This is a genomic window from Pararhodobacter marinus (assembly GCF_003122215.1).
GTDB classification, from domain to species: Bacteria; Pseudomonadota; Alphaproteobacteria; order Rhodobacterales; family Rhodobacteraceae; genus Pararhodobacter; species Pararhodobacter marinus.
The window spans coordinates 282765-304691 of sequence record NZ_QEYD01000002.1; the positions used below are offsets into that span (position 1 = coordinate 282765).

At 67.7% G+C, this 21927-nt stretch carries 20 protein-coding genes; 3 read left to right on the top strand and 17 right to left on the bottom strand.

The window, feature by feature from the left end; all coding sequences use genetic code 11:
- Window positions 1-42: 42 nt before the first annotated feature.
- Window positions 43-1134, top strand: coding sequence for a FliM/FliN family flagellar motor switch protein (locus C4N9_RS03955; RefSeq protein WP_109531995.1), 1092 nt, complete (start codon window positions 43-45; stop codon window positions 1132-1134).
- 111 nt (window positions 1135-1245) lie between these two features.
- Here the strand turns inward: C4N9_RS03955 and C4N9_RS03960 are convergent, their stop codons facing one another.
- The 14 genes from C4N9_RS03960 to bcoG form a co-directional block, all read right to left on the bottom strand.
- Window positions 1246-1977 (bottom strand): ABC transporter ATP-binding protein, encoded by a 732-nt coding sequence (locus tag C4N9_RS03960; protein ID WP_109531996.1) that lies wholly within the window; start codon window positions 1975-1977, stop codon window positions 1246-1248.
- The gene (locus C4N9_RS03965; RefSeq protein ID WP_109531997.1) at window positions 1974-2756 is read right to left on the bottom strand and encodes an MlaE family ABC transporter permease; all 783 of its coding nucleotides are present in this window, start codon (window positions 2754-2756) and stop codon (window positions 1974-1976) included. Before C4N9_RS03965 ends, C4N9_RS03960 begins: the two co-directional genes overlap by 4 nt.
- Window positions 2753-3796 (bottom strand): alanine racemase, encoded by a 1044-nt coding sequence (gene alr, locus C4N9_RS03970; protein ID WP_109531998.1) that lies wholly within the window; start codon window positions 3794-3796, stop codon window positions 2753-2755. Before alr ends, C4N9_RS03965 begins: the two co-directional genes overlap by 4 nt.
- A gap of 262 nt (window positions 3797-4058) precedes the next feature.
- A complete protein-coding gene (locus C4N9_RS03975) occupies window positions 4059-4973 on the bottom strand; it encodes a c-type cytochrome (protein ID WP_109531999.1) in 915 nt (304 codons plus the stop codon).
- A 6-nt stretch (window positions 4974-4979) separates the two neighbouring features.
- Window positions 4980-5441, bottom strand: a complete 462-nt coding sequence (locus C4N9_RS03980) for a c-type cytochrome (protein WP_109532000.1) — start codon at window positions 5439-5441, stop codon at window positions 4980-4982.
- Window positions 5442-5622: 181 nt separating this feature from the next.
- Complete coding sequence (locus tag C4N9_RS03985) at window positions 5623-7590, bottom strand: acyltransferase family protein (protein ID WP_109532001.1); 1968 nt, start codon at window positions 7588-7590, stop codon at window positions 5623-5625.
- Entirely contained in the window at window positions 7587-8399 is an 813-nt protein-coding gene (locus C4N9_RS03990) for a sulfotransferase family 2 domain-containing protein (protein WP_109532002.1), read from the bottom strand. Before C4N9_RS03990 ends, C4N9_RS03985 begins: the two co-directional genes overlap by 4 nt.
- Window positions 8400-8436: 37 nt before the next feature.
- Window positions 8437-9741 (bottom strand): 3-deoxy-D-manno-octulosonic acid transferase, encoded by a 1305-nt coding sequence (locus C4N9_RS03995; protein WP_109532003.1) that lies wholly within the window; start codon window positions 9739-9741, stop codon window positions 8437-8439.
- A gap of 247 nt (window positions 9742-9988) precedes the next feature.
- Window positions 9989-10783 (bottom strand): carnitinyl-CoA dehydratase, encoded by a 795-nt coding sequence (locus tag C4N9_RS04000; RefSeq protein WP_109532004.1) that lies wholly within the window; start codon window positions 10781-10783, stop codon window positions 9989-9991.
- Window positions 10780-12798 carry an acetate--CoA ligase family protein gene (locus C4N9_RS04005; protein ID WP_109532005.1) on the bottom strand — a complete coding sequence of 673 codons (2019 nt, stop codon included), beginning with the start codon at window positions 12796-12798 and terminating at the stop codon, window positions 10780-10782. The genes C4N9_RS04000 and C4N9_RS04005 overlap by 4 nt, the downstream gene beginning before the upstream one ends.
- 84 nt (window positions 12799-12882) lie before the next feature.
- Window positions 12883-14046 carry an acyl-CoA dehydrogenase family protein gene (locus tag C4N9_RS04010; RefSeq protein ID WP_109532006.1) on the bottom strand — a complete coding sequence of 388 codons (1164 nt, stop codon included), beginning with the start codon at window positions 14044-14046 and terminating at the stop codon, window positions 12883-12885.
- Between the two features lie 90 nt (window positions 14047-14136).
- On the bottom strand, window positions 14137-15603 hold the full coding sequence (locus C4N9_RS04015) for a carnitine 3-dehydrogenase (protein ID WP_109532007.1): 1467 nt from the start codon (window positions 15601-15603) through the stop codon (window positions 14137-14139).
- Window positions 15604-15616: 13 nt separating this feature from the next.
- Window positions 15617-15946, bottom strand: a complete 330-nt coding sequence (locus C4N9_RS04020; RefSeq protein WP_109532008.1) for a hypothetical protein — start codon at window positions 15944-15946, stop codon at window positions 15617-15619.
- Entirely contained in the window at window positions 15943-16851 is a 909-nt protein-coding gene (gene bcoG / locus C4N9_RS04025; protein WP_109532009.1) for a 3-dehydrocarnitine:acetyl-CoA trimethylamine transferase BcoG, read from the bottom strand. Before bcoG ends, C4N9_RS04020 begins: the two co-directional genes overlap by 4 nt.
- A gap of 70 nt (window positions 16852-16921) precedes the next feature.
- Between bcoG and C4N9_RS04030 the strand changes: the two genes are divergently transcribed.
- Entirely contained in the window at window positions 16922-17905 is a 984-nt protein-coding gene (locus tag C4N9_RS04030; protein WP_109532199.1) for a GlxA family transcriptional regulator, read from the top strand.
- 158 nt (window positions 17906-18063) lie between these two features.
- On the opposite strand, the gene tyrS is transcribed toward C4N9_RS04030, so the two are convergent.
- Window positions 18064-19314, bottom strand: a complete 1251-nt coding sequence (gene tyrS, locus C4N9_RS04035) for a tyrosine--tRNA ligase (RefSeq protein WP_109532010.1) — start codon at window positions 19312-19314, stop codon at window positions 18064-18066.
- A 98-nt stretch (window positions 19315-19412) separates the two neighbouring features.
- Here tyrS and C4N9_RS04040 point away from each other — a divergent pair, with 98 nt between their 5' ends.
- Complete coding sequence (locus C4N9_RS04040; protein WP_109532011.1) at window positions 19413-20492, top strand: anhydro-N-acetylmuramic acid kinase; 1080 nt, start codon at window positions 19413-19415, stop codon at window positions 20490-20492.
- 161 nt (window positions 20493-20653) lie between these two features.
- Here the strand turns inward: C4N9_RS04040 and C4N9_RS04045 are convergent, their stop codons facing one another.
- Window positions 20654-21247: a TetR family transcriptional regulator C-terminal domain-containing protein gene (locus tag C4N9_RS04045; RefSeq protein ID WP_109532012.1), complete on the bottom strand. Its 594-nt coding sequence runs from the start codon at window positions 21245-21247 to the stop codon at window positions 20654-20656.
- A complete protein-coding gene (locus C4N9_RS04050) occupies window positions 21244-21858 on the bottom strand; it encodes a TetR/AcrR family transcriptional regulator (RefSeq protein WP_245902448.1) in 615 nt (204 codons plus the stop codon). Before C4N9_RS04050 ends, C4N9_RS04045 begins: the two co-directional genes overlap by 4 nt.
- Window positions 21859-21927: the final 69 nt, after the last annotated feature.

Sequence of the window (21927 nt, forward strand, 5' to 3'; positions counted from 1 at the left end):
CGATCCTGCACTCCAAGCAGGAACGACAGGCATGACCGATCCATGAGCGTCCCCGACCGCGACCCCGTGCTCCGGCGTAAACTGACGCCGCGCACGCCTCCGCCCGACCCGGACGCCCCGGTTCTGTCGGGGCGCGCAGGGTTGCTTGCGCGGTCCTTCGGTCGCGCCATTTCCGACGCGGCGCCGCTCATTGCCGAAGACGGGGCACTCCACTGGAAAACGGCCAGCCTGCCAGAGCTGCTCGACGCCATCGACACCGACGCTTTCGTCACCCTGCTTGATACGGCGGGCGGGCCGCCCGGTCTTGTCACGCTCGATCAGGAAGGCTTCGCCACGGTGATCGAAGCGATGACCATCGGCCGCCTCGGCGCCGCCCGGCCCGGCATCCGCCGCCCCACCGGCACCGATGCCGCGCTGCTGGGCGACATCCTCGACACGGCGTTGCATGGGCTGGGTGCCGAGGACCCCGTTTCCGCCTTCCGCTGCGCGCGCCCGGTTCCCGATCATCGCCTCCTGCCGGTGCTTCTGGATGAAATCGCCTACGATCTGGTGGCGCTGACCGCCGTCCTGATCTCGGGCGATGTCACCCGTCCGCTGCGGCTCATGCTTGCGCTGCCGCAACGCCCCGAAGAACCGGACGCCACCGACGACACTCCCCCCGCTCGCAGCTGGGCCGAGGCGATGGAAGACGCGGTGATGGGGGCCAGCGCCGATCTGCGCGCCGAACTGGGCCGCCTTCGCCTGCCTCTGGCCGAGGTGCTGGCGCTTGGGCCGGGGGGCGCCCTGACCCTGCCGCTGTCCAACCTTGAAGAAGTGAAACTCGTGGCCCTCGACGGCACGCCGCACGCCATCGGGCGGCTGGGCCAGACCCGGGGCATGCGCGCCATCCGCCTGACCGGCTGGCCCGGCGGGTTGCAGCACCACACGATGATCGACGCGTCCCCTCCGCGGGCTCAGGGGACAACCGGTCTTGCGTCCGGCTTGGCGCTTGGCGCGTCGTTCCAGGAGCCGACGCAGCACAGCGCCCCCCAAGACGCGCCGCCTCTCGCCTTTGACCCCCCCGAATCCGACGATGCCGCCAACGAGTTCCCCGCCTTGGCGCCGATGTCGCTGGACCTACCGGGCGATGACTGACCCGCCCGCGCGCGCCGCCCGTATTTGTTCCTCAAATATCCTCGGGGGTGAATTGGCCGTCAGGCCAAGAGGGGGCAGACAGCCCCCTCGCTCCCCCCACCGCTGGCGCTGTCAGCGCAGGGTGGCGATGGGGCCCTCGACGCGCCCTTGGGTAAACTGGCGCATCACCGGGTCGTCGGTGGTCAGGGCCTCGGCGGCCGGGCCCTGCCAGTGGATCCGCCCGTCGTGCAGCATCGCCACGCGATCGCCCACCTCGCGCAGGGTCGTCATGTCATGCGTGATCGTCACCGCCGTTGCGCCGGCTTCGGTCACGATCGAGCGGATCAATGCGTTGATCACCGCCGCCATGATCGGGTCCAGCCCCGCCGTCGGCTCGTCGAAAAACAAGACCGGCGGGTCGCCCGCGATGGCGCGCGCCAGCCCCACGCGTTTCTGCATGCCCCCGGACAATTCGGCGGGGTAGAGATCGGCCACCCGCTCGTCCAGCCCCACGCGCGCCAGTTTCTCGATGGCCAGCGCCCGCGCGCCCGCGCGCCGGGGGCCGCGCAGCATCCGGAAGGCCACGTTCTGCCAGACGGGCAGCGAATCGAACAAGGCCGCGCCCTGAAACAGCATGCCGACATGCGCGGCCAGCGCCTGCGGCTTCGGATCGCGCAGCCCGGCAATCTCGACCGTGCCGCTATCGGCGCGCTCCAGCCCCAGAAGACAGCGCAGCAGCACCGATTTCCCGGTCCCCGAACCGCCGATCACGACAAGGCTCTGACCCCGGTCCAGCGTGAAATCCACGCCGTTCAGGACCTGCTTGGCGCCGAAGGCCTTGTGTAATGCGTTTGCCCGGATCATGCGGAGAAGAACGCCTCGGTCAGCAGGTAATTGGCCGCGAGGATCAGCACCGAAGCCAGAACCACCGCCGATTTCGTGGCCTCGCCCACGCCCTGCGCGCCCCGGCCGGAATTCATGCCGAAAAAGCAGCCCGCCAGCGCGACCAGGAAGCCGAACACCGCGCCCTTCACAAGCCCCGAGGCCACGTCCCAGAATTGCAGGAATTCCAGCGTGTTGCGCAGATAGGTCGCGCCGTCGAATCCCAGCCGCGTCACGCCGACCGCGTAGCCGCCCAGGATGCCGATGGAATCCCCCGCCGCCACCAGAACCGGCATCGCCAGCGTCGCCGCGATCAGGCGCGGGACGGTCAGGTATTGCATGGGTTCCACCGCCAGCGTGCGCAGCGCGTCCAGCTGTTCGGAGACTTTCATCGTGCCGATTTCGGCGGCGATGGACGAGGCCACGCGCGCGGCCACCATCAGCCCGCCCAGAACCGGCCCCAGCTCGCGCACCATGCCGATGGCGGTGATCGAAGGCACGGCAAACTCGGCCCCGTAGCGCGCCGAGCCCGCGAAGATCTGCAGGGCCAGCGCGGCGCCGGTGAAAAGCGCGGTCATGCCGATCACCGGCAGCGACAGCCAGCCGATCTGCATCAGTTGCGCGCCGATCTCGCGCGGGTACCAGGGCGGGCGAAAGATCCAACCCAGCGACTGCACGCCAAAGCCCAGGAAGCGACCGATGGCGCCCAGGATTCCCGCCGTCCCGCGTCCGGTCGCGCCCAGGAACGCCGCGGGGCTCATGCCCCGCCGCCCAAGTAGCGCCGCTTGTAGCGCGCACCCAGCGAGGTCAGGATTTCGTAGCCGATCGTGCCTGCCGCGTCGGCCAGTTTGTCGACGGTCTGGTGCGCGTTCAGCAGGTCCAGCGCCTCGGGCTCGTCGGGCAGGTCGGTGACGTCGACACCGATCAGGTCCATCGAGATCCGCCCGACCGTCGGGCAGGGCGTGTCGCCTGCCCAGAGCTGAAGCTTGTGCGACAGTGCGCGGTGGATGCCGTCGGCATAGCCCGCCGCGACCGTGGCAATGCGCGAGGGGCGCGCGGCGGTCCAGGTATTGCCGTAGCCCACCGTCTCGCCCGGCTCGACATCGCGGATCTGGATCACCGGCAGCGCCGCATGGACGACGGGCTTTGCACCCTCGAAAGGCAGCCCGCCATAAAGCCCGACGCCCGGACGGCTGAGCTCGAAATGATAGTCGCGACCCAGAAGCATACCGCCTGTCGCCGCCAGCGAGCGCGGCGCGTCCAGACCCGCGGTCATCTCGATAAACCTGTCGCGCTGTCTGGCATTCATCTCGTGCGCGGGCTCGTCGGCGCAGGCGAGATGCGACATCACAAGCTGCGGCGCGGTCTGCAGCGCGATCTGCCGGACCGCGGCCCATTCGGGCGCCTCCATCCCCAGCCGGTTCATCCCTGAATCGAGCTGGATGCCGAAGGGATGATCGGGCAGCGTTTCGGCGTGACGGGCCATCTGCTCGGCCGAGTTGATCAGCGGGATCAGTCCCAGCTCGCGCAGCATCGCCGCGTCACCGGCCATGTGCCCCGAGAAGACGAAGATCCGGGGCCCGTTGCCCAGCACCTTGCGGATTGCCAGCCCTTCCTCGGCCAAGGCGACGAAGAAACTGCGCGCCCCGGCTTCGGCCAGCCGGCGGGCCACGCGGCTGGCGCCAAGGCCATAGCCATCGGCCTTGACCGTGGCCCCGGTTTCCGAGCCGGAGAGTTGCGCAAGCCGCCGCCAGTTATCGGCGAGGGCGTCGAGATCGAGGGTCAGAAGGGGGGCGCTCATGGGGCGTGGTTTGGCCCCCGGCCCGGCGTCAAGTCAAGCGGGAAAACACGCTGGGCGAGCTTCCGCTCAGCCTGTGGATAACTCGCCATAGAATCGGCGCATTCGGAAATGAACCTCTTGTGCATGACAAGCGACAGATAGATGTAACGCCAGCGATTCGAAGAACCGTATCGTGCAGTAACCAAGGACAGGACAATGTCGACCACCGCTCGCAAGAACACGCCCAAGCCGGCCCCGGAAAAGAAGGGCCAGACCCATCGGTTCACGGATTGGGCGATGATCTGAGCGCCACGAGATATGCAGCGATTGCCGCCCTGTCCGGGGCGGCAATCCGGCTCATGTTGTCAATGACATCGGCCATCTCTCCGCCCGCCGTGTCGAATTCCGGGGTAAAGCCGGTCTCCAGATAGGCGGCAATGTCGAAGGCGCTCCAGCCTTCGGGCGGCAATGCGGGAATACGGCCCTCGCCGGCCGGGTTCGGCGCTCCCGCCAGCCACTGGCCCCGCTCCAGCCCGCCAAGGGCATCGCGCGGCGTGTGGCATTCGGCGCAATGCCCCAGAGCCTCGACCAGATACTGCCCGCGCGCCAGTTCGGCATCGTCGAAAGCGGGCGTCGCGTAATCGTCGTGCAGGTTGAACCGTTTCCACAGCCCCAGACCTCGCCGGAACGAGAACGGAAAACCGACATCATGCGCGCGCGATGGCGTCGCGTCGGCGGGCAAGGTCTGCCAGAAAGCCCAGAGATCGGCGATATCGCCGGGCGTGGCGTGGATATAGGTCGTATAGGGGAAGGCGGGGTAGTAATGCGCGCCCTCGGGCGAGACGCCCTGCATCACGGCATGGGCGAATTGCGGCAAGGTCCAGTCACCGATCCCGTGCTCAGGGTCGGGCGAGATGTTGGGTGCGTAGAAGGTTCCGAAATCGCTGGGGAAACTGCGCCCGCCCGTCAGCACCATGCGGGCTTCGGGCGCGGCGCCGGGGGCCAGATCCGGGGCGCTGTGGCAGCTGGCGCAGCCCGCCGCCCAGAACACCGCCTCGCCCGCCTGCGCGTCGGCATCATGCGCGGACAGGGCGGCCAGCGTTTCGTCGGACAGACTGGCCGGCTGCGTCAGCATCCAGAAGGCACCGCCCGCAAGGACGGCAAGGACCGCGACACCCCCCGCCAGTCTTCCGATCATCGCCGCTTACTCCGGCTGCCGGAACGTGCGGTGACAGCCCGAGCAGCTTTGCCCGATACCGCCGACACCGGCCTGCAGGCTGGCCAGATCGGTCCCGACCGTGCCCATGGCGGATTCCGCCGCGGCCGTCAGCGCCTCGGCGGCCGCATCGAACTCGGCGCGGTTTTCCCAGATCGCGGGAAGGGCGCGCGAATCCTCGGTGGCGCCGGCTTCGGTGCCCTCGGGCCACATGCGGTCGGCATGCGCCATCGAGACATGGTAAATCGCCGTCGCGGCTTCGGTCGCCAGCTCGGGATCGTACTCGATCCGCGCCTGCGCCATGCCGCCCAGCACGCCGAGGTTATAGGCGTAAAGCTGCATCATCGCGTGGCGCGCGGTGACATTGGGGTCGGTGGCCTCCTGGGCCTGGGCAAGGCCCGGCAGAAGCGTCGCGGCGGCAATGGCGGCTGCGCTCAGGTAACGGAACATCGGAAACTCCCTGTACGTTGCGTAACCCGAGGATAGACACGAAAGCCGGGTGTTGTGGTCGCGAATGCGTGATCGCCCTGCGTGGATTGCACAGGCAGTGTTGAGCGATGCACAAAGTTATCCCTTCGCGCGATTCGCCCGGGATCGCGCGGCTGCCGGGCTGAAGGGTCGGGCGCCCCCGTCACCGTGCCCCGGGCGCGAGCACCGGGACCAGCCGAGCGCCCAGCCATTCGAGCCCCGCGCGCCCAAGGTGATCGCCGTCGCGCCACAGAAGACGCTCGCAGGTGAGGAAATCCCCGGGCATCGTCAGGTCTAGCGCGGCAGGTTGGTCCACGACGCGCAGGTTCGGAACATCGGCGGCGAAGTCCTCGATCGCCGATGTCAGACGCTCGAAAATCGCGAGTTGCCCGGGCCTCAGCGCGAACGGGTAGTCGCAGCCATGCTCCATGATCCAGCTGTCGGGAATGTGCGGCTCGATCCGGGGGGACAGCCAGACCACCGGCAGCCGTCGAGCCAGCGCCGCGGCATAGGCGCCATTGGCGGCAATCGCATCGTCCAGCAGGCGGATATCGGCCTCGGGGATCTCGGCATCGGGGGCGTAATAGCGAAACAGGCTTTCCGTCCGGCGCCCGCCCGGTCCCTCGATCAGGCGCTGACCCGCGACTTCGAACACCACGTCGGAAAAGAGATGCGGCGCCTCGTCCATCAGGGCCGAGAACCCGTCATAGCCGCATTCGCCGCGCGGCGTGTCGGGCCGGCAATTTCCCTGCGTCATGCCGTACACGAACGGCGCAGCCTCGGCGAGGATCAGGGCATCGGCAAGATTGATGGCATGGCTGTCCCCAATGACCGCCAGTCCCGGCCCGTATTCAGCGTGGCAGCGTTCAAGCCGGGCAGGGGTGCCGGGGCCGACCACCCGTTCGTTGAACCGGCAATCGCCGTCATCGAGATGGCGGATCAGTTCGCGCGCGGGGGCGAACAGGGCGTAGGTCCGGCGCTCGAGCTCGCTTGCGTGGCGCAGCCAGAGCGCGGCGCGCCCCTCGCTGGTCCAGCCCCACAGCGCGACCAGGACGAAGGCCGCGATCCCGCCAAGCGAGGCTGCGAAAACCTGCCAGCGGCGCGCCAGCAACGCCTTGCGGACCCCGCCGGTGCGGAAGGGTTGTTCGATGAACCGCCAGCTGAGCCAGGCGAGGACCAGCGACAAAACCGAAAGCCCCAGCATTCCCAGCGTACCGGGCTCGCGGTCGCCGGCGGCGCGGGCAAAGACGAAGACCGGGTTGTGCCACAGATAGGCCGAGTAACTGATCAGCCCCACCGCGACCATCGGCCGCCACGACAACAGCCGCCCGGCAAGGCTGCCCTCGGCCAGGATCACCGCCACCGCGCCCCCCACCGGCAGCAAGGCCCAGAGCGAGGGGAAGGGATAGGAGCGATCCAGCATCACCACCGCGACGACGATCGCGGCCAGACCGGCGAGCCCCAGCACCTCGCGCGCGGCCTTGCCCGGACGGGCGGGGATCAGGGCACAAAGCGCGCCCGCGCCCAGTTCCCACGCGCGGGAGGGCAGGAAATAGAAGCTCGCCGCCGGGTCATGGCGCCATGCCCATTCCGAAAAGACCAGCGAGGCCAGCGTGATCGCCGCCACGCCCCAGGCCAAAGCCCGCCCGCGTCCCAGCTTCCACAAGGCCCACAGGATCAGCGGAAATAGGATGTAGAACTGCTCTTCCACGGCCAGCGACCATGTGTGCAGCAGCGGCACCTCGTCGGCGGAGGGGCCGAAATAATCCACCTCGCTGATGAACAGCATGTTCGACAGGAAAAGCGCCACGGCAAAGACCGAGGCCGAGAAATCCTTGAAGGCGGGTGGCATCAGCAACAGATGCGCCACCACCGCGCTGACCGCCATCATGACGAACAGCGCGGGCAGGATCCGCCGCGCGCGACGCTCGTAGAAGCGGGCGATGGAGTAGCGTCCCTCCGCCAGATCCCCGGCCAGGATGCCGGTGATCAGATAGCCCGAGATGACGAAGAACACGTCGACACCCACGAAGCCGCCCGAAAATCCGGGGAAACCGGCGTGAAAGGCAATCACCGGCAGCACGGCCACGGCGCGCAGCCCGTCGATATCGGCGCGGTATTTCTGGCTCACGGATGTTCCTCTGAGGGGCTTTCTTGATGCGGACGGTCTTCGGGGTCGTAGCCCAGAGCCGTGAAATCCTCGGCGTAAAGCCGCGCGACCAGCGCCGCGCGCGCGGGCGTGTAGAAGCTGCCGAGCTGCCGGTCGGCGCCGGTCTGTTTGCCCTTGTCGCCCTTGTGCTCGCCTCCCAGCGCGTCCTCGGGCAGGGCGAGGCCGCGCGCGCTCAGGAACGCCACGGCATCCGCGCGCAGGGTTTCGAACCGCAGCACCGCGTCGTAGCGGTCGAGCGGCAGCGCCAACAGCCGCACCTGCCGGTCCCAATGCGCGTCGCGCGACAGACCGCCCGCGTCGAGCCAGTCGAGAAAGGCGCCGAACCCGTCGGGCGTCAGGGGGAAATCGCCATGCTTGCGGCGATATTCGTCGAAACGGAACTTGTCGAGAAAGGCCGACAACACCCGGGAATAGGGGTTCCGGATGGTCACGAACACGGCGAAGTCATCGAACCGGACCAGATCGGCGGGCGACAGCTCGAACAGCTTCACCGCCGCGTCCTTGGCCTGGTCCGACAGCGTGGACTGGCCGGTTTCCAGCTCGTGCAGCAGCAGGATCAGCGCCGAATTGGCGTTTTTCTTGATCCGGTTGAAGCCAAGCCCAAGCCCCGGATAGAACGCCAGCCGCCGCAACGCCTTGCGATGCGCGACGCCCTTGCCATAGCGCCGGTCCACGGCGGCCAGCGCGCGGGGCGCGCGGATCAGGTTGCGCAGGTTGCGCGCCAGCAGCGGCAGCCCCGACATCCCGCCTTCGGTCTCGTCCTGCGTCATCGCGCTTGTCCCCTTCTGTCCTGCCCCAAGCACCGGCTCATCGCGGGCCGATCCGGGCGATCAGCGCCTCGATCGCGGCGAGCGACACGGCGAGCGGATGCATGTTCTCGGCCTGAACCCGCGCCGCGCCGTCGAGATAGGGCTTGCGGAAGTCGGGATCCTGCGCCGCGACCACCGCCCGCGCCATCGCCGCGGCATCGGCCACTTCCAGCGCCCCGCCCGCCGCTTTCAGCCGCGCATAAGCATCGGCGAAATTGCCCACATCGGGACCATGCACCACCATCGCCCCCAGCGCGATGGCTTCGAACGGGTTCTTGCCGGTAAGGGGTGTCCCGGGCACCCGCAACGAATTGCCGGTATAGGCGACGGGCGCCAGCCGGTACCACAGACCCATCTCGCCGATCGTGTCCGCGATATAGACCCTGGTGGCCACCGTGATCGGCTCGCCGCGCGAGCGCCGGGCGATCTGGGCCTGCGTGAACAGGGTGCGGGCGGCGGTTTCGGTGCGGTCGGCTTCGGTCCGCTGGCGGGGCGCGATCAGGAACAACAGGTCGGGACAATCCTGCAAGGCCATGGCCTGCGCCTGCATGAGCAGCGGCTCTTCGACAACCTTGGTCGAGGCGGCGAGCCACACAGGCCGCCCGCCGATCTGCGCCTCGAGCGCGGCGCGCTCGTCCGGGCGGTCGGGCAGCGGGTCCGAGGCGGCCTTGAGCACGCCCATCACCGACATTTTCGCCGCCGGCGCGCCCAGATCCCGGAACCGCGCCATCGAGACCTCGTCCTGCACGAGGATGCGCTCGAAAAGGTTCATCAGATAGCCGTTGGTGGCGGCCATGCGGCTGCGCCGCCGGTAGCGCCGGGCGGTGACATGGGTGTTGAGCAGCAGCATCGGCACCGCCGCCCGATGCGCCCGGGTCAGCATGACGGGCCACATATCGGCCTCGGCCACGATCAGCGCATCGGGGCGCCAATGCGCCAGAACGCGCCCGACCGCACCGGGATAATCGGCGGGGGCATAGGCATGGATCACCCGGGGGGGCAGCCCGCGCGCGTCGAGCGCCCGGACCGAGGCCAGCGTATGGGTCGTCAGCAGCACCTGCACGGCCGGATGCTTCGCGGTCAGGCGGTCCAGAAGCGTGACCAGCGCCTGCGCTTCCCCGACCGAGACGGCGTGAAACCACAGCAACAGGCCCTCGGGCCGGGGGGGCAGTCCGTAGCCCAGCTTCTCGCGCCCGCGCACAGGATCCTCGCGCCCGGTGCGCTGACGCCGCCACAGAACCAGCCGCCACAGGGGCGCCGAGACGGCGGCAAAGGCGAGGTACAGGCGCAACAAGAGCGGCATCGGGCATCCTTTCCCGGCGGGGATAGCCGGGGGGCGCGCGTGGCGCAAGGGCGAGGGGTTTCGCCCTTATCCCCCGCGCTGACGCGCGGGCTCTGCGGGCGACCCGGGCGGGGGGCATTCTGCCCCCCGCACCCCCCTGAGGATATTTAAGGAACGAAGACGAGGGGCGCTTGGTGTCAGGGCAATGCGCATCGTCAAGGGATTGATTTTATTGCAAGACGCGATCCGTGCAGCGACCCGGGCCCGCTCAGCGGCCCTTCCAGACCGGGTCGCGTTTCTCGGTGAAGGCGCGCTGGCCCTCGTGCAGGTCCTCGGAGCCATAGAGCCGGTCGACGGTGGCGAATTGCCGCTTGGTGATCCGGTTGAGCGCATCCTGAAATCGCATGTCCTCGGCCTCGCGCACGATCTCCTTGATCGCGGCGAAAACCAGAGGCGGGCCGGATTCCAGATGGCGGGCCAGGTCCCAGGCCTTGGTCATCAGCTGGGCCTGGGGGACAATCTCCTTGATCAGGCCCCACCGCTGCGCCTCCTCGGCATCGAACCAGCGGCCTGTGAGCAGAAGATCCATCGCGACGTGATAGGGGATCCGCTTGGGCAGACGGAGCGTCGCCGCATCCGCCACGGTGCCAGAGCGGATCTCGGGCAGGGCGAAGGTGGCCTGGTCGGCGGCAAGGATCAGGTCGCAGCTGAGCGCCAGCTCGAACCCGCCGCCGCAGCAGATCCCGTTGACGGCGGCGATCACGGGCTTGTTGAGATGCGGCAATTCCTGCAAGCCTCCGAAGCCGCCGACGCCGTAATCGCCGTCGACCTCATCGCCCTCCGCCGCGGCTTTCAGATCCCAGCCGGGGCAGAAGAATTTCTCGCCCGCGCCGGTGAGGATGGCCACGCGGAGCGTCTCGTCATCGCGGAAGTCCTTGAAGACCTCGCCCATGATCCGGCTGGTGGCAAGGTCGATCGCATTCGCCTTCGGGCGATCCAGCGTGACCTCGAGGATCCCGCCCTCGCGCCGGGTTCTGATCGGGCCGTCGGTCCGGTCGTTCATGTCTCTCTCCATATCACTGCATCCACGGCGACCGCGCGATCCTGCGTGAGGATCAGTGGGTTCACCTCGATTTCCCGCAAGGCGGGGTCGGTCGCCATCATCGCCTGCATCGCCAGCGCCGCATCGATGGCTGCGCCCAAAGCCGGGCGCGGGCGCCCGCGCCAGCCGTCCAGCAGCGGCCAGAGCCTGAGCCGCCGCAAGGCCGCCGCGATTTCGGGCCCCGTGACCGGCGCCACCAGCGTGACCGTATCGGCCAGAAGCTCGGCCGTCACGCCCCCCAGACCCAGCGTCAGCGTGGCGCCATAGACCGGATCGCGGCGGATCCCGATCAACAGCTCTGCCACGCCGTCCGTCACCATTTCTTCCAGAAGGTAGCCCTGCACGCCCGGCATCGGCGGCTCGGCGGCGGGATCGGTGACGCCCAGCCTGACCGCCCCGGCCTCGGTCTTGTGCGCAAGCCCGAGGCCTTTGAGCGCAAAGGGCCCTACAAGCCCGGATCGGTCGAGCGCACCGGGCGCTGGCGCGGTCACACCCCGCGGCACGGCGATGCCGGCACGGGCCAACAAGGCCTTGGCCTTGGCCTCGTCCAGCATCTCGGCCGGGGATGCGCCGACCAAAGGCCAGGGCCGCCAGCCGGGGTCGACCGAATCCGTGCGCAGCGCCGACAGCGCCTCGAGCGCGGTCTCGATCCCCATCAGCGGAACCACGCCGCGCGCGATCATCGCCTCGGCGCGGGGCTCGTCGAAATTCTCGGGCATCGACGAGACCGGGAAGGCCGGCTTGCCGGTCCGCGCCTGCGCGGCCTCGATGGCCTGCAACGCCGCCTCGAAGCTCGACGGGTCGCAGCGGTCGGGTCGCGGCGGGTCGATCAGGTATATCCCGGCGTCATACCCGTCGAGCATGGCCGCGAAAACCTCGGTCGTCTTCTCCAGATCGCCCCAGATGAACGTGTGGTAATCGAGCGGGTTCGCCAGCATCACCAGCGGTCCCAGCACGGCGCCCAGCTTTTCCTTCTGCGCGTCGGAGGGCGGGTCGAAGGTAATCCCGGCAGCGGCGCCCAGATCCGCTACCAGCCCGGCTTCGCCCCCCGAACAGGACAGCGAACACAGGCGGCCGCCCAGTCCGGGCCCGTGGACATGCACGATCTTCAGCGCCTCGATCAAGCCGCCCAGGGTGGCGACCTCGGCCACGCCCAGCTGCCGCAGGAAGGCGCGCGACGCCGCGCCGCCACCGGCCAGCGCTGCCGTGTGGCTTGCCGCCGCCGCGCGCGAGGCTTCGGTCTTGCCCGATTTCAGCGCGACGATCCCCTTGCCCGCCGCGCGCGCGGCTTCGGCCAGTTCCGCGAAGGCGCCGGCATCGTCGAAGCCCTCGACATAGATCCCCAGAGCCGTCACGCGCGCATCGGCCAGCAAAGCCTCGCCCAGCTCGGCCAGACCGACCTGCGCCGCGTTGCCCAAGCAGGCGACATAGGCCACCGGCAGGCCGCGCGCCTGCATCGTCAGGTTGATGACGATGTTCGAGGACTGGCTGATCAGCGCGACGCCGCGTTCCACGCGCTTGCCGCCATGCTGGTCGGGCCAAAGCAGCGCCCCGTCCAGATAATTGATCACCCCGTAGCAATTGGGCCCGAGGATCGGCATGTCGCCGGCCGCCTCGACCAGCTGCGCCTGCAGGGCCGCCTCGCCGCTTTCGCCCCAACCCGAGGCGAAACAGATCGCGCCGCCCGCGCCCATGGCCGATAATTCGGCCACCACGTCGAGCGTCGCGTGGCGGTTGACGCCGATGAACACCGCGTCCGGCGCCTCGGGCAAATCGGCAAGGCGTCGGAAACAGGCCACGCCGCCGATCTCGTCACGCGTCGGATGCACCGGCCAGACCGGCCCGTCGAAGCCCATCTTCCGGCATTGCTCGATCACGTTGGCCGCCCAGCCCGCGCCCAGAACGGCGATCGAGCGAGGCCGCATAAGCCGCGAGAGCCGCGTGTCCTGTCGCAAGGGGCGGGCCAAGCTTGCCATCTTTGTTCTCCAAATATCCTCGGGGGTTTGCCAAGGGGGCAGACAGCCCCCTTGGTCGGGGGGCGCGGGGGGCTGGCCCCCCGCTTACCCGCCGACCGATCGCAGCATCTCGCGCGAAATGATGTGGCGCTGGATCTCCGACGTCCCCTCCCAGATCCGTTCGACCCTTGCGTCGCGCCAGATGCGTTCGAGCGGCAATTCGTCCATCAGGCCCATCCCGCCATGGATCTGGATCGCCTCGTCCGCGATCATCGCCAATGCCTCGGTCGCTTTCAGCTTGGCCATCGCCATGTCGCCATCGGTGACGCTGCCCTCGTCGAATTTCCACGCGGCCTCGTAGGTCAGAAGTTCGGCCGCCTTCAGCTCCAGCGCCATATCGGCCAGCTTGAAGCTGACGCCCTGGAACTTGCCGATCTGCTGGCCGAACTGCTTGCGTTCGGCGGCGTAGGACAAAGCGTGGTCGAGCGCCCGCTGCGCCCGCCCGATCGAGGTCGCGGCGACCTGCAGCCGGGTCGCGCCCAGCCAGTCATTGGCCACGTCGAACCCCTTGTGGACCTCGCCCAGGATATTCCGGGCCGGGACGCGGCAATCGTCGAATTCCAGAACCGAGTTGGTATAGCCGCGATGCGAGACGTTGCGGTAGCCGTCGCGCACGGTGAAGCCCTTGGTGCCCTTGTCGACGAAGAAGGCGGTGATCTTCTTCTTCTTGCCGCGCGGCGTGTCCTCTTCGCCGGTGGCCAGGAAAGCGATGGTGAAGCCCGCGACATCGGCATGGCTGATGAAATGCTTGGTGCCGTTCAGGATCCAGTCCTCGCCGTCCTGCCGGGCCGAGGCGCTCATGCCGCGCAGGTCGGATCCGGCGCCCGGCTCGGTCATGGCCAGGCAGTCCCAGGTCTCGCCGCGGATGCAGGGCATGAGGTATTTCTCACGCTGCTCGGGCGTGCCGGCCAGCAGGATGTTCGACGGCCGCGCCACGCAGGTCCAGTGCAGCGCGTAATTCGTCCGGCCCAGCTCGCGCTCGTAGAGCAGCCACGACAGCGTATCGAGTCCCGCGCCGCCGACCTCTTCGGGCATGTTGGCGGCATAGAGCCCGGCCTCCATGGCCTTCTTCTGCAACTCGCGGATCAATTCCATCGGCAGATGGCCGGTCCGCTCGACCAGCGCTTCGTGCGGATAAAGCTCGGTCTCGACGAAGGCGCGCGTCGTATCGACGATCATGCGCTGTTCTTCGGTCAGTCCAAAATGCATCTTTGTCAGCTCCTTACGGGTCGACGTTATGGTGTCGGGCCACCGGCGCCCGCGGCATTCCGGGCACCTTGGGAAGCAGGTCGCCCCGGGTCACCCCCGCGGCGCGCCCACGAAACGACCGGCGGCGGCGGGACGCTCCAGCGCCTTGTGTGCCTCGGCGATGGGCATCAGCCGGTCCAGCACTGCGGGTTTCGCCGCGCAGGTCTTGCCCGCTTTCATGTCCACATGCAGCAGCATCTGCTCGATCGAGGCGACCAGCGTGTCGCCGCGCTGGATGCGGATGAACAGGTGGAGCCGCTTCTCGTCGGCCGACAGAACCTGAACCGAACCGGTCAGCCGGTCGCCCAGCTTCGCTTCGCCCGCGTGCAGAATGTGGCTTTCGGCGGTGTAGTAGCTGTGACCGCCCGCGACATAGTCGAGCCCGGCCCCGATATGGCGCAGGAACGCATCGCAAGTCTCTGACGAGGCGAACAGATACCGGCTTTCGGTCATGTGCCCGTTATAGTCGATCCAGCCGGGCAGCACCTGCATATGCGCCATCACCATCGGCGCGGCGGTCTCGGGCGTGGGATCGGGCGCGGTCGCACGGCGGCGGGCGTCATGCTCCAGAAGCACCTTGCCGGCGCCCCAGTTGCTGTCTTTCAGCACCCGCATGAAGCCGATCAGGTTGCGGTCGCGAATACGTTCCAAGTCGCGGATCGAATGCATGCCCGATTGCGCATCCGACTGCCCGGCGATCAGCTCGACCAGTTCGTCATTGTATTCCGGGACGTCCATGAGCCGCGTCCACGGCCAGCTCAGGCAGGGGCCGAACTGGTCGAGGAAGTGCTTCATCCCGGCTTCACCGCCGGCGATGCGATAGGTTTCGAACAGACCCATCTGACCCCAGCGCAGGCCGAAGCCCATGCGGATCGCCTCGTCGATTTCCTCGGTCGTGGCGACGCCGTCCTTGACCAGCCACAGCGCCTCGCGCCAGACGGCTTCCAGGAAACGGTCGGCGATGTGGGCGTCGATCTCCTTGCGCACATGGAGTGGGAACATCCCGATTTCGCGCAGGATTTCCTTTGCGTTTTCAATCACTCCCGAGTCGTTCTTGTCGGACGGGACGATTTCGGCCAAGGGCAACAGATAGACCGGGTTGAACGGATGCGCGACGAAGATTGTCGCGGGATTGGCGGCGTTTTCCTGCAATTGCGAGGGCTTGAAGCCCGACGTGGATGACCCCATCGGCACATGCGGCGCCGATTGCTGGATCTGGGCATAGACGCGGTGTTTCAGGTCCAGTCGCTCCGAGATGGATTCCTGAATATAATCAGCGCCTTCGACGGCGTCGTGAATGCTGTCTTCGAAGGTCAGCGTGCCTTCTTCCGGCATCGGGACGTCGGCCAGAGCGGGCAGCGCGGCGCGGGCATTGGCCAGAACCTCGGCCACCTTGCGGGGGGCTTCGGGATCGGGGTCGAAGACCGACACGTTCCAGCCCGAGAGCAGGAAGCGGGCGGCCCAGCCACCCCCGATGACGCCCCCACCGATGATGGCGGCCTTGCGATTGTTGGACATGGAGTTCTCCGGGTCAGTCGACGCAGATGTCGACGCGTTCGCCATCTTCGGCGAGGAACGCGTAACAGCCGAACGGGTAGTTGTAGATTGCGCAGGTGCGCGTGTCGGCGTCGCAATAGGACGAGCAGTCGGACGCGACCGAACAGCTTTCACCGGCCTGAGGCGAGCGTGTCGCGCACATCTCGTTGCCGCTGAGCCCGGCGATCAGGACCTGTCCGCCCGCCGCCTCGCATTGCGCCCGTGCGTCGGGTGCAAGCCGGTCGGCCGGAGGCGGGGAATCGTCGCCGGACGGGGTGCAGGCGGCAAGGGCCAGCGCGACCGACAGGATCAGCGGCAATTTCACAGCGGCGCCCTCTTTTCCAGCTTCAGCCGGGTGCGCACCTCGTCGGGGGTGATGACGCGCGCGCCCATGTTCTCGGCGATGGTGACGGCGCGCTCGACCAGCTGCGCGTTGGTCGCCAGCACGCCCTTGTCGAGCCACAGGTTGTCTTCCAGACCCACCCGCACATTGCCTCCCGCAAGGATCGAGGCCGCGACATAGGCCATCTGGTGACGTCCCAGGGCGAAGGCCGACCAGTGCCAGTCGGCGGGCACGTTGTTCACCATCGCCATGAAAGTGTTCAGATCGTCCGGCGCCCCCCACGGCACGCCCATGCAAAGCTGCACCAGCACCGGGTCCTTGATGATCCCTTCGCTGACCAGTTGCTTGGCGAACCACAGATGGCCGGTATCGAAGGCTTCGATCTCGATCTGCACACCCGAATCGGTCATCCGCTGCGCCATGTCGCGCAACATGCCGGGCGTGTTGACCATGACGTAATCGGCTTCGGCGAAGTTCATCGTGCCGCAATCGAGGGTGCAGATCTCGGGCCGGCAATCGACGACGTGCTGCACGCGCTCGGCGGCGCCGGCCATGTCGGATTTCTGCGACATGCGGTTCATCGCCTCGGTGCCGTCGAACATCAGGTCGCCGCCCATCCCGGCGGTCAGGTTCAGGACAACATCGGTGCCCGAATCGCGGATCCGCTCGGTCACCTCGCGGTAAAGCGCCGGATCGCGCGAGGGCACGCCCGTTTCGGGGTCGCGGACGTGGCAATGGACGATGGCGGCACCCGCCTTGGCCGCGTCGATCGCGCTGTCGGCGATCTGCTGCGGCGAGCGGGGCACATGCGGGCTGCGGTCCTGCGTCCCGCCCGAGCCGGTGATGGCGGCGGTGATGAAGACCTCGCGGTTCATGGTCAGAGGCATTGGTTTCTCCCGTGTTCGGGCGCAGCGTAACAGGGTTGCGGCATAAGAATTGGCGCAGTACGAAATCGATATGGCAAATTCCGAAACCATCTTTGCGCCGTCCAACGCCACGCTGGAGATCGCCGTGCTGGTCCTTCCGCGCGCCTCGATCCTCGAAGTGGCCTCGGTGCTGGACCCGATCCGCTCGGCCAACCGGCATCTGGGGCGCGAAGGCTTCCGCTGGCGCGTGGTCTCGCCCGATGGTGGGCCGGTGCCCTTGACCTGCGGGATCGAACTGCCCGCGAAGGGCGGGTTGGCGGCAGCCGAGGGCGCGGACGTGCTGATCGCGGTGGCGGGCTACGGGCAGTCCGAGGGGGCGCCGCGCAGCGTCATCGCCGGTCTGCGGCGCATGGCCGGGCGGTTCCGCGCGGTCGGGGGGGTCGATGCGGGGCCGTGGGTGCTGGCGCGCGCGGGCTTGCTGGATGGCCACCGCGCGACCGTCCACTGGGAGGATATGGAGGATTTCGCCGCCGCCTTTCCCGCCGTGGACGTGGTGGCGGACCGCTATGTCGTCTCGCGCAACCGGTTCACGGCGGGCGGCGCGGTGCCAGCGGCGGACCTGATGCTGCATCTGATCGGCAGCCGTTGCGGGGCGGGCGTTGCGGGACAGGTCGCGGATTCGTTCCTGTACGACGCCCGCGCGGACGGCGCCCGGCCGCAGCGCACGGGGCTGGTCCCGGGCGCGCGCGACCCGAGGCTTTCGGCCGCGCTGACGCTGATGAGCCGCCATCTGGAAGAGCCGCTGAGTCTTGAGCGGATCGCGCAGGATCAGGGGGTCGGCGTCCGTCGGCTGGAGCAAGTGTTCCGCGACGGGCTGGGGCAGGGACCGGGTGCCGCCTATCTGGAATTACGGCTGCAGGGCGCGCGGCGGATGATGGCCGATACCGCGCATCCGGTGCAGGAAATTGCCCTGCGCTTCGGCTTCAGCGACCAGTCCAGTTTTTCGCGCGCGTTCCGGCGGCGTTTCGGTCACCCCCCGCGCGCGATGAGAAGCGCGCGGACGGGGACGGGCTGACGATTTTGCCAGTTGGACTGCGCCTCAGCTGGGCGCGGGGCGTTCCGGCGCCTTCCTGTGGATGAAAGCTGCCGATGCGCTCGGGATCTTGAACTTATTTAGCGATAACTTGTAGATAAGCTTGCCTGCTCATGTCAGGCAATTAAATGCCTGACATATCAATCCAGCGCAACCAGCGCGTGACGCTTGCGTCCGGCGGTCAGTTTCAGCGGCGACGACAGGTCGGCACCGGTGATCACCAGTCCGGTGTCACCCAGCGCTTCGTCGTTCACCCGCGCGCCACCTTCCGCGATCAGACGCTTCGCGTCCTTGCCCGATTTCGCCAGTCCCGCGCGTACGAAAAGCTGCACGATCGACACGCCCTCGGCCGCTTCGGCGGCGGTGAGCGTGACGCGGGGCAGATCCTCGCCCAGGCCGCCCTGCTCGAACACCGCTTTCGCCGTGGCCTCGGCCGCCTCGGCCGCGTCCGCACCATGGCACAGCGTGGTGACTTCGCGCGCAAGGACGATCTTGCCCTCGTTGATCTCCGACCCCTGCAGCGCCCCCAGACGGTCGCATTCCTCGACCGGCAACTCGGTATAGAGCTTCAGGAACCGGCCCACATCGGCATCCGTCGTGTTGCGCCAGAACTGCCAGAACTCGTAGGGGCTGAGCATGTCGGCATTGAGCCACATGGCCCCGCCCTGCGACTTGCCCATCTTCCGCCCGTCCGAGGTGGTCAGAAGCGGCGTGGTCAGGCCGAAGATCTGCGCGTCGATCACCCGGCGCGTCAGGTCGATGCCGTTGACGATGTTGCCCCATTGATCCGACCCGCCCATCTGCAACAGGCAGCCATAGCGGCGGCGCAGTTCCAGGAAGTCATAGGCCTGCAGGATCATGTAGTTGAATTCGAGGAAGGACAGAGATTGCTCGCGGTCGATGCGCGACTTGACGCTTTCGAACGACAGCATCCGGTTGACCGAGAAATGCCGCCCGATATCGCGCAGGAATTCAAGGTAGTTCAGCCCGTCCAGCCATTCGGCATTGTTGAGCATGATCGCGTCCGACGCCCCGTCGCCATAGGCGAGGTACTTGGCGAAGACGTTCTTCATGCTGGCGATGTTGCCGTCGATCGCCTCGGGCGTCAGCAGAGGGCGCTCGTCCGAGCGGAACGAGGGGTCGCCCACCTTGGTCGTGCCGCCGCCCATCAGGGTGATCGGCTTGTTGCCGGTCTTCTGGAACCAGCGCAGCAGCATGATGTTCAGAAGATGCCCGACATGCAGCGATTTCGCCGTCGCGTCATAGCCGATATAGGCGGGCACGCCGCCCTTGAGCAGCGCCTCGTCGAGGCCCTGAAGATCGGTGCAATCGGCAAGGAAGCCGCGCTCGATGATGATGCGCAGGAAGTCCGATTTGGGCTGATAGGTCATGGCGTCTGTCCGGTCATTTCGCTTGTCTTCACCGCGCGGGTCGGGCTGTCTATAGACCGAAGCGCCCGTGAAGGGAAAGAGCCGCGAAAGGTTGCGCGATGAAGAAGGCCGGAATGCAGCGCGTGCTGGGTACGATGTCGGGAACCTCGCTGGACGGGGTGGACGCGGCGGTGCTGCTGACCGACGGGGTCGAGATCGGCGGCTTCGGTGAAACGGCCTATCGTCCCTACAGCGACGACGAACGCGATATCCTGCGCGCGGCGCTTGGCAGCTGGCCCGGCTCGGCGCTGGCCGAGGCGGCGGCCGAAGTGGTCGAGCTGGCCCATGCCGAATTGCTGGCGAAGTTTCGCGATATCGACCTCGTGGGTTTCCACGGCCAGACCCTGGCGCATGATCCGGGCGGTCGGGGGACGCATCAGGCGGGCTCGGGGCAGGATCTGGCGCAGGCGCTGGGATGGCCGGTCGTGTGGGATTTCCGCTCGACCGATGTCCGGCTGGGCGGGCAGGGCGCGCCCCTGGCGCCGTTCTATCACCACGCTCTGGCGCGTTTCATAGGCGCGGACGGGCCGCTCGGGTTCCTGAACCTGGGCGGGGTTTCGAATGTGACCTGGTGCGATCCGCGCATCCCCGCGCCCGACCATGCCTGCCTGGCCTTCGATTGCGGACCGGCCAACGCGCCGATGGACGATTATTGTGCGACCCACCTGGGATGCCCGCGCGACGAGAACGGATCGCGTGCGGCGCGCGGCGTGCCCGAGGCCGCGCGGCTCGAAGCTTATGTCGCCCATCCGTTCTTTCGCCGGATCCCGCCCAAATCGCTCGACCGCGCGGCCCCGGTGCCCGATGTTCAGGGCCTGTCCCCCGAGGACGCGCTCGCCACGCTTGCCGCCGCCTGCGCCGCAGGCGTGTCGCTGGCCTTCGAACATTTCCCCGAACCGCCCGCGCGGCTTCTGGTCTGCGGCGGCGGACGGCACAACGCGACGCTGATGGCGATGATCACGGCGGGATGCGATTGCCCGGTGGCGCCGGTCGAAACCGCGGGGCTCGACGGCGACATGATCGAGGCGCAGGCCTTCGCCTATCTCGCCGCCCGCGTCGCGCGGGGGCTGCCGACCTCGGCCCCCGGCACGACGGGCGTCGCCGCGCCGGTGGGCGGGGGCACGCTGAGCCGGCCATAGCGGGTGCGGCGGGCAGGCAGGGGGGCTGTCTGCCCCCCTCGCGCTGACGCGCTCACCCCCCGAGGATATTTATGGAACAAAGATGGGGCGTTAACGAGGCTTTAACCCCCCTCATCGCTCGCAGGATGTCCCTGAGAGGCTGATTCTGGCGCGCGGTCGGCTCAGGGTTGCAGCAGCTTGTCGAACAGCGTCTCGAGATAGGTCTCGGCGCCATCCATCGGGTCGGCGCCGGTGCGGATCATGCGGATCTGGGCGTCGAAATCGGCATAATGCTGGGTCAGCGCCCAGATCGAAAAGATCAGGTGGTAGGGGTCCACGGCCGCGATCTGCCCGTTGGTGATCCAGCGGCGGATGACCTGCGCCTGATCGTCGACCAGCCGTTTCAGATCGCCGCCGATCAGGTCGGCAAGCCGGGGCGCGCCCTGCAGCACCTCGTTGGCGAAGAGCCGGGATTCGCGCGGCAATTCACGCGACATCTGCAGCTTGCGGCGCATATAGGCCTTGATCTCGTCGCGGCCGTTGCCGTCGGGATTCATCGCCCTCAGTGGCGCGAGCCAGGTGTCGAGCAGATCAGCCAGAAGCGCGCGGTGCATCGCTTCCTTGCTGTCGAAATAATACAGCAGGTTCGGTTTCGACAGCCCCGCGACGCCCGCGATCTGGTCGAGCGTGGCGCCGCGGAACCCCTGGGCCGAGAAGACGTCGAGCGCGGCTTCGAGGATGACGCGCCGGTTGCGCCGCTGGATGCGGGTCGTCATGCGGGGCGATCCGCGTCGGGGCGGATGCCGATCCCGCGCAGGATGATGTCGCAGACGGTTTCCGTCGCGCTGGCCCACTGGCTGTCGTCGAGCGGCCCGTGATTGAGCGTTTCAATCTGATGCGCGAAATCGGCGTAATGCTGCGTCGTGGCCCAGATCATGTACAAAAGCCATCGCGGATCGACCGGGCGGACCTGTTCCTCGGCGATCCAGCGCCGGATCACCGCGACGCGGGTCTCGGTCCAGCTGCGCAGCGTGGTTTCCAGATAATCCTGAATGATCGGCGCGCCGTGCATCACCTCGTTGGCCCAGACCTTGGAGCCGTAGCGATGTTCGCGCGACAGCTGCATCTTGCGCGCGATGTAGCTGCGCAGCGCCGCTTCGGGGCTGAGCTCGGTGTCGAAACTGTCCGCGGCTTCCAGCCAGATGGTGAAGATCCGCTCGACCACGCGGCGGTAGAGCTTTTCCTTCGATGCAAAATAATAATGCAGATTGGCCTTGGGCAGGCCGCAACTGTCGGCAATGGCCTGCATCGTGGCGCCGCCGAAGCCTTTCTCGGCGAAAACCACTTCCGCCGCATCGAGGATCGCCCGTTCGGTCTCTTCGCGCATGATGGCGCGGCTGCCTGTTTTTTCAGCGCCCCCGGTCTGAGCCATGCGCGCCTTGCCCCCCGTGCGGCT

Excerpts from the sequence above, each read along its gene's own strand:
- C4N9_RS03955 (WP_109531995.1), top strand. The coding sequence starts at position 43 with ATGAGCGTCCCCGACCGCGACCCCGTGCTCCGGCGTAAACTGACGCCG.
- C4N9_RS03960 (WP_109531996.1), bottom strand. The coding sequence starts at position 1,977 with ATGATCCGGGCAAACGCATTACACAAGGCCTTCGGCGCCAAGCAGGTC.
- C4N9_RS03965 (WP_109531997.1), bottom strand. The coding sequence starts at position 2,756 with ATGAGCCCCGCGGCGTTCCTGGGCGCGACCGGACGCGGGACGGCGGGA.
- alr (WP_109531998.1), bottom strand. The coding sequence starts at position 3,796 with ATGAGCGCCCCCCTTCTGACCCTCGATCTCGACGCCCTCGCCGATAAC.
- C4N9_RS03975 (WP_109531999.1), bottom strand. The coding sequence starts at position 4,973 with ATGATCGGAAGACTGGCGGGGGGTGTCGCGGTCCTTGCCGTCCTTGCG.
- C4N9_RS03980 (WP_109532000.1), bottom strand. The coding sequence starts at position 5,441 with ATGTTCCGTTACCTGAGCGCAGCCGCCATTGCCGCCGCGACGCTTCTG.
- C4N9_RS03990 (WP_109532002.1), bottom strand. The coding sequence starts at position 8,399 with ATGACGCAGGACGAGACCGAAGGCGGGATGTCGGGGCTGCCGCTGCTG.
- C4N9_RS03995 (WP_109532003.1), bottom strand. The coding sequence starts at position 9,741 with ATGCCGCTCTTGTTGCGCCTGTACCTCGCCTTTGCCGCCGTCTCGGCG.
- C4N9_RS04000 (WP_109532004.1), bottom strand. The coding sequence starts at position 10,783 with ATGAACGACCGGACCGACGGCCCGATCAGAACCCGGCGCGAGGGCGGG.
- C4N9_RS04005 (WP_109532005.1), bottom strand. The coding sequence starts at position 12,798 with ATGGCAAGCTTGGCCCGCCCCTTGCGACAGGACACGCGGCTCTCGCGG.
- C4N9_RS04010 (WP_109532006.1), bottom strand. The coding sequence starts at position 14,046 with ATGCATTTTGGACTGACCGAAGAACAGCGCATGATCGTCGATACGACG.
- C4N9_RS04015 (WP_109532007.1), bottom strand. The coding sequence starts at position 15,603 with ATGTCCAACAATCGCAAGGCCGCCATCATCGGTGGGGGCGTCATCGGG.
- bcoG (WP_109532009.1), bottom strand. The coding sequence starts at position 16,851 with ATGCCTCTGACCATGAACCGCGAGGTCTTCATCACCGCCGCCATCACC.
- C4N9_RS04030 (WP_109532199.1), top strand. The coding sequence starts at position 16,922 with ATGGCAAATTCCGAAACCATCTTTGCGCCGTCCAACGCCACGCTGGAG.
- tyrS (WP_109532010.1), bottom strand. The coding sequence starts at position 19,314 with ATGACCTATCAGCCCAAATCGGACTTCCTGCGCATCATCATCGAGCGC.
- C4N9_RS04040 (WP_109532011.1), top strand. The coding sequence starts at position 19,413 with ATGAAGAAGGCCGGAATGCAGCGCGTGCTGGGTACGATGTCGGGAACC.
- C4N9_RS04045 (WP_109532012.1), bottom strand. The coding sequence starts at position 21,247 with ATGACGACCCGCATCCAGCGGCGCAACCGGCGCGTCATCCTCGAAGCC.
- C4N9_RS04050 (WP_245902448.1), bottom strand. The coding sequence starts at position 21,858 with ATGCGCGAAGAGACCGAACGGGCGATCCTCGATGCGGCGGAAGTGGTT.